At 39.1% G+C, this 6053-nt stretch carries 8 protein-coding genes; 3 read left to right on the plus strand and 5 right to left on the minus strand.

Annotated elements, in window-relative coordinates; genetic code table 11:
- Position 1: 1 nt before the first annotated feature.
- Positions 2 to 397 (minus strand): PadR family transcriptional regulator, encoded by a 396-nt coding sequence (locus H6G26_RS27830; protein WP_190733276.1) that lies wholly within the window; start codon positions 395 to 397, stop codon positions 2 to 4.
- 395 nt (positions 398 to 792) lie between these two features.
- On the opposite strand from H6G26_RS27830, the gene H6G26_RS27835 reads away from it, so the two are divergent.
- The 3 genes from H6G26_RS27835 (at position 793) to H6G26_RS27845 (ending at position 2467) form a co-directional block, all read left to right on the plus strand.
- The gene (locus H6G26_RS27835; protein WP_190733278.1) at positions 793 to 1053 is read left to right on the plus strand and encodes a type II toxin-antitoxin system HicA family toxin; all 261 of its coding nucleotides are present in this window, start codon (positions 793 to 795) and stop codon (positions 1051 to 1053) included.
- A 173-nt stretch (positions 1054 to 1226) separates the two neighbouring features.
- On the plus strand, positions 1227 to 2036 hold the full coding sequence (locus tag H6G26_RS27840) for a hypothetical protein (RefSeq protein WP_190733280.1): 810 nt from the start codon (positions 1227 to 1229) through the stop codon (positions 2034 to 2036).
- A gap of 86 nt (positions 2037 to 2122) precedes the next feature.
- Positions 2123 to 2467 carry a type II toxin-antitoxin system HicB family antitoxin gene (locus H6G26_RS27845; protein WP_199327116.1) on the plus strand — a complete coding sequence of 115 codons (345 nt, stop codon included), beginning with the start codon at positions 2123 to 2125 and terminating at the stop codon, positions 2465 to 2467.
- 136 nt (positions 2468 to 2603) lie between these two features.
- Here the strand turns inward: H6G26_RS27845 and H6G26_RS27850 are convergent, their stop codons facing one another.
- From H6G26_RS27850 to H6G26_RS27865, 4 genes are all read right to left on the minus strand, one after another.
- Complete coding sequence (locus H6G26_RS27850) at positions 2604 to 2804, minus strand: hypothetical protein (protein WP_206757560.1); 201 nt, start codon at positions 2802 to 2804, stop codon at positions 2604 to 2606.
- A gap of 246 nt (positions 2805 to 3050) precedes the next feature.
- Entirely contained in the window at positions 3051 to 3230 is a 180-nt protein-coding gene (locus tag H6G26_RS27855; protein WP_190733284.1) for a hypothetical protein, read from the minus strand.
- Positions 3231 to 3283: 53 nt separating this feature from the next.
- On the minus strand, positions 3284 to 3955 hold the full coding sequence (locus H6G26_RS27860; protein WP_190733286.1) for a response regulator transcription factor: 672 nt from the start codon (positions 3953 to 3955) through the stop codon (positions 3284 to 3286).
- 208 nt (positions 3956 to 4163) lie between these two features.
- Positions 4164 to 5987 carry a hypothetical protein gene (locus H6G26_RS27865; protein ID WP_190733288.1) on the minus strand — a complete coding sequence of 608 codons (1824 nt, stop codon included), beginning with the start codon at positions 5985 to 5987 and terminating at the stop codon, positions 4164 to 4166.
- Positions 5988 to 6053 lie beyond the last annotated feature (66 nt).

Here is a 6053-nt window from a genome sequence, read left to right on the forward strand (position 1 = left end):
TCTACACCCCCTCTACTCCCAATTGACCAAGTACTGGTTGCACGAAACTTAATTGTTCGATAAACATTGGTTTCCATCCAGCAAGATGGGCGCGGTATTCCTGAGTTTCTCTAAGCACGCGCTCCCCCAACCCAGTGATTACGTAATACTTACGCCGCGCACCACCAGATTCAGGATCTGTTTCCTCGCCCCAACGGGGTTTAACCAAACCTTTTTTTTCCATTCGATGGAGAGTGGGGTAGAGGCTACCAAATCCTATCTGACGCTTGCCAAGGCTAGCTTCATTAATAGCGTTCATAATTTGCAGTCCGTATAGCTCTTTGCCACACAACGCTGTGAGCAGGTCTTCTTCAAGCGCTGACAGGGTGATTAATTCATCATCGTTTTTCTTATTCATGGATGCTTTGCAAGTTTGATGATGTTGATTTAATAGATGTATTATACAAATCTGATATAGAGATCGACAAGTGTATTTTTGTAGAGAGTTACTTAGGGGAAACTGGCGAGGCTGTTATGCGCTCGCTGCCAAGCAACTATCAAAAACTTTACTGAATAAGGTTTTTAGAAATAATTGGATTAGCTATAAGCTAGGTCTGTAACCGCGTTTATACCAGTGTCCACACCAACTTCAACCTAGAGATGAACAATTAATCTGCGAATCGACAATCTATTAAAGCTGAAATTCCAAACCGTTAAGTAACATTGGAGGGCGGTTAGGTGCTGATATTAAAAGAATTGACTTTGATATCATTGCACGATATCATTAAAGGGTAGTCTAGAGAATCGAGCAACTTGAATAATAAACAAGCGGCAACCCTGAAGGAGATTTTCGCAACACCAGTTCCTTCAGACCTCAAGTGGAGGGACATCGAAAGCCTACTAAGAAGTAAAGGTGCTGTTATTACAGAGGGAAAGGGTTCAAGAGTTAGGGTTATGTTAAACGGTATAAAAGCCATTTTTCATGAACCGCATCCAACTGGTAAAAATATTTGCAAGTGTACTGTTGAAGATGTGAGGTTATTTTTAGAAAATGCCGGAATAAGTCCTGAATAACTAATATTAAAAAAAATATTATAAAACGGGGAGTTATAACTCCCCTTGCCAAGCTAAAAGTTATTACATTTTAAGTATTATTTTAATTAATTTAATTTTCCATTGTGATGTAAATTCTTGGAGATGAATAAAAAATAATGAGTTATTTTCTATCAATATACGCACCTAGTTTAATGCTTACAGAAGCAAATACAAATAAACTCTACATCCCTGGGTCATTTTTAAAAGGTATACTTCGTCCAATAAGAGAACAATTGGCTTATTTCTCAGATGGGAATACAGATAAAGAAATAGTAATATCCTGTTCTACAGGAAGCGGTAAGAGTTTTATCTCCTTTTTGTTTATTGCTTATTATCAAAAAATAAAGAGAATTTTTTATAATAGTTTTTATAATGATCTTTGCTCAGGAAAAAGCTTAATAACTAAAAGTAAACTTAACAAGACTTCATTTAGACATGAAGGTAAAACAGAAAAATTAGAACGGGTGAATACCATATATCAGGAATCATTGCGAGTTAATGACTACCACGCTTTTTTTAATGATTCAGCAATGACTATATTGAATAATATATGTCACCATTTAGACAATTTTTATAGAAAAATTGAATTATTTATCCATAAGAATATTAATCTTGTTAAAGAATATAATAGTTTGAAATTGAAAATATGTAGTTATTTAATAGCAGTAAATTTAATCAATCATCATAATAAAATGGGTAAGAAAAAACTTTTAAAAAACAATATAACTAACATATTGAGGTATCCAAAGATATTAAATAATTATTATCTAATTAATTTAAATATAAAAGTAATTCTAGAAAATATTGTAGCGAAGTTAATCACTTCACAATATTTATTGCTCTTATTAGCTAGAATATATATAGGAGGATTTGGGAAAAGCTTGAAACTAGAAATAAAACTTATCTATGACTTAGTGGATGATCTATTTAACTGTGTTCTTATAGCGTCGATACCACCTTAATAAGCTAAAAAAGGATGACAGTATAAGTAGGCAGGCAATTACATATTAAGTTCATAGGTTCAAGAGAAGAGAGCAGGATTAAATAGATGACTATGTTTACTTACAAGGGTTACACAGGTCAGATAGAAATCGATACGGAAGCGAACATTATTTGCGGTCGTGTTATAGATATCAAGGACGTAATTACATTTAAAGGCAAGACTGTTGAAGAAGCTCGTCAAGCATTTGAAGATTCTGTTGATGATTATCTCCAATGGTGTCAAGAATTAGGAGAAGATCCGAATAAACCTTTCTCTGGTAAACTTCCTTTTCGCACGACACCAGAAAATCATCGCAAAATTTTTGTTGCGGCCAATAAAGCAGGTAAGAGTATCAACGGATGGATGGACGAGGTTTTGACTAAAGCTGCTGAAAAAATAATACATACTTAAAGCGTAACTTTCTGCACAATTGCTTATTTCACCCTGTACATAGTAGCTGAAATACTAATGATGCCGTTGGGTGATAGAACTTGCTTGTGTTTGCAGGTATGATCCTCAGCAACTTAGCTTTTCACTCAATCAGCAATTAAGCATCAAAATAAATCGGCTGACCGTTGAAATGGTTGTAAATAGACTCTGGGTTAAACCAGTTTGGCAGTGTACGCTCTGCCTCCTTTAATTCCTCGCCGTTGTCATCAAGCAAACCACGAACAATCTTGACCCTAGAAAGCGGCGTTTTCCCGTTAGCTGAGAATTTTTGAATGAGAATTGTACCCACCTCCGTCATTGCTTGTGTACCTTCTGGATAGCTTGAATTCGTGTCATTATGGGTGATACCAGTTACATGAACTTTTGGTTTCCTAGTGTCTGTCAGATGCAGTTTATAAAAGTTTTCGGCGGGTGAACCTGTCTAGTTTCTGTCTAGATGTCTGTCTGCTCTGTCCATTGCTACATAAGGATTCTGTCTAATTCTGTCCGGTCTGCCCTTCTGCCTGATTAGGGGTAATTTCGATAGTCGAGGCATCTAGCCAGACTAAAGACTTGCCTCAACAAACTCATTAAATAATCGCTTTAATTCCTCGGAACTGAACCGTTGACCCTTTACCTTGAAGTTTGGCTGTATCTCAATAATGACTGCCGATGTTCTGACGGTGCGTTCTGGGCGTATTGCAGCAGTGATTGGGCTAGTCAGGGATATAGAGATTTTGTACAAAAATAAACCCCACCACTCCCCGACTTAATTCTTTCGCTCTCCTCACCGATAAATCATTCATTCACAATCAAGTTATAGTCTATATAACCAAGCATCGCCCCTCTTTTTATCGCCTCATAACTGTTCTTGACGTGCCATTTACTGTACAAATCACTGGCGTAATGTTTGACTGTACTAACAGAAAGAAACATTTCTTTGGCAATCTGTTCAAAACCTAAACCCTGAGCCAGTAAACGCAGGACTTGTATTTGTCGTTCGGTGGGAGAGTCAAGCAAGTTTTTGTCAGCAAAGCTAGGGTCAATATATCTATTTTTATCAAGGTTTTTTAACAGTTTTTTAGCCAGCTTCGGGTCAAGCAGGCATTCATCAAGGTAAGCTCTCTTGATGGCTAGTTCAATCAATTCTACATCAGCACTTTTGAGCATATAAGAATCAGCCCCATGACGAAAAGCTGACTTAATAAAGTCGGAATGAGTCTGATTAGTAAAAATTACCACTTTACTATTAGTCTTTGTTTTAATTGAACGAGTCAGTTCTAAACCACTCATGTCGGGCAATAGTAAATCAACTAACACAACATCAGGGTTGGTCTGTTCAATTAACTGAAACCCCAGCTTTCCAGAAGTGGCATCACCTGTAACTTCTATATCAGGAGATTGTGAAATAGCACCTTTGATGCCTAAGAGAGTGAATATTTCTGGTTCAACAATTACTATTTTCAGCATGATGTTGATAATCCTCTAATAAGAAATGGCTGTTTATTGGCGGACTTATTATTGATGCTTCTGCCGTGGGTGTCCGTGCTGCCGTAGCAGTGCCGTAGGCTACGACCTATACAGGGTATGGATTGCCGTGATTGTGCCGTATGCCGTGTCCACCGAGAAAAGCCCGTAAAACATCCCTTATTATGACCACGGCATCACGGCAGGACTTTCACCAATCAGGCAGGGAATAGCTATCATTACCGTCAGAATTTATCTTCTCAGTCTTAACTAATTCAGCTACTCCATCAATTAATTCTGACTCTGAATAACCAGATAACCTGTCTGCTTTCTTCAAATCACGTAATGTTTTTGGTGTTTTAGACTTCACATTCTGGAAGTATTCATAAATCTTTTTCGCTACTTCAGATAATGGCTTGGGGTGATGAGGGTGAGTAGCAGTTAAATTAAATTCCAGGTCAAACACTCTATCTAGATATTCCTGCTCCGAAGCAATTGAATTGACTTGATTAGATAATTTAGGCATCAATGCCACAACAAAACCACCAACAGAAGCAATCATCACTGGACGGAGGTTTTGATAAGAGACTGCTTTAATATCCAAGTATTTAGATTTAATTTGCTCCCGTTCTTGCTTCCCTGGGATAATGTCACCTCTATTTAAAATTAACTCCAGCACCCCATAAGATTCTTGTTCCCTTCCGTTCTTGATATACCTGTTACCTAACAACAATAAATTCAGACAGAGACGAGTTTGGGCATCCATCTTTTCAATGCCCAAAGCTGCCAGATTAAAAGACTGTAGGGAAGCAATAAACTTAGTATTAAACTCTCGACCAATCAGCAGAACATCAAGCAATTTACTCCCATAATTCCAGTCAGAGTAATGCTTAGTTAATTGGTCAGCAATCACTAACCAATCATCCAGAATTAGAATCAATGGTGGTAAGGATTCGCGCTTTGTTTCTAGTAGTTGCTTACGCTTTTTGTAATCGGTGTAAAAGTTATCAATTACGTCTTTGGCTAAATCTGGGTTTTTCTGATCAAAGACAATTACTCTCTCCTTCTCTCGTAAACCACAGAAACTATCATTCTTAGCACTAATTACCCAAATATCCGCCCTTGGGGAATCCGCCAAAATCTTCTGAATTAAGTAATTGAGCGTTACCGATTTACCGCTTCCCGGTGCGGCGACTAAAGCAGTGGAGCTATCGGCTCTGGCCAGGGCTTGCAAAGTATTCAGGGCAAGAGCTTCTGATGGGTCAAGGCTACCATTCGTATTTTGTTGTAATGTCTGCTGTTCAGAGGCAGTCACTTTATCGTCACCCCTGGCGATATCCTGCATTGACTGCCCCGGTAATGCCCCGGCTGGTTGACCCGTAGCCTGTTGCAGTTGCGCCCGTGCTTCGGCTTCTGCCTTTAACCTGACTTGCTCTTGAAATATGGCTAATTCTTCCGGTGTCATTTTTGACAACTGCGCTGCTCTGACCCGTCGATTCTCTGACCATTGGTGAAACTCGTAGTCTAACTGTGCGGTGTAGCTTTCTTTGTGGAGTCTTAAACCTTCACGAAGCTTGCTGATTAACCAGTTGGCTTTTAGCTCATTCCTTAGTTCGGGTAACATCTGCATCAATCGCCATTCCCTAGCCTTAGACAATGCCAAAGCTCCACCTGTGACCACTACTGCGGCTAGACCCCAAAGCGGCTTATCTGGGTTACTTGCTGGAATAATTCTTAGACGGGTTGCCTTAGTTGGCAGAAAGCTATCACGTTGAAACTCTGGGTTAGCTGGTGTGTAAGCTTCAGCATAAAATTCCGACTCTGGCATTATGTAACGCTTGTTGGGAGTGCAGTACCTTTGACGGTTAACCGGCTTGGTGAGCGTTGAGGGGATGAAGCAATATTCAACCAAACTAATTTGAGTTCCTGTAAATGACTTTGCCCCACAAATTAACCCAATGGTTGCCAGCACCCCCACAGTAATATTGTTGGCTGTTCCTGAACGCAAGTATTCTTCAAATTGTTTGCGTTTCATTGGTTTGTTCCCCTGACGATTGCTGCAATCACCAACAACACAAAAGCACCTACCCCAATCAAGCCC

The organism is Nostoc sp. FACHB-888 (assembly GCF_014696655.1).
In the GTDB taxonomy this organism is placed as follows: domain Bacteria; phylum Cyanobacteriota; class Cyanobacteriia; order Cyanobacteriales; family Nostocaceae; genus Nostoc.

Bases quoted from the DNA above. Each gene is read 5' to 3' on its own strand.
- H6G26_RS27830 (WP_190733276.1), bottom strand. From the start codon at position 397: ATGAATAAGAAAAACGATGATGAATTAATCACCCTGTCAGCGCTTGAA.
- H6G26_RS27840 (WP_190733280.1), top strand. From the start codon at position 1,227: ATGCTTACAGAAGCAAATACAAATAAACTCTACATCCCTGGGTCATTT.
- H6G26_RS27845 (WP_199327116.1), top strand. From the start codon at position 2,123: ATGACTATGTTTACTTACAAGGGTTACACAGGTCAGATAGAAATCGAT.
- H6G26_RS27850 (WP_206757560.1), bottom strand. From the start codon at position 2,804: ATGACGGAGGTGGGTACAATTCTCATTCAAAAATTCTCAGCTAACGGG.
- H6G26_RS27860 (WP_190733286.1), bottom strand. From the start codon at position 3,955: ATGCTGAAAATAGTAATTGTTGAACCAGAAATATTCACTCTCTTAGGC.
- H6G26_RS27865 (WP_190733288.1), bottom strand. From the start codon at position 5,987: ATGAAACGCAAACAATTTGAAGAATACTTGCGTTCAGGAACAGCCAAC.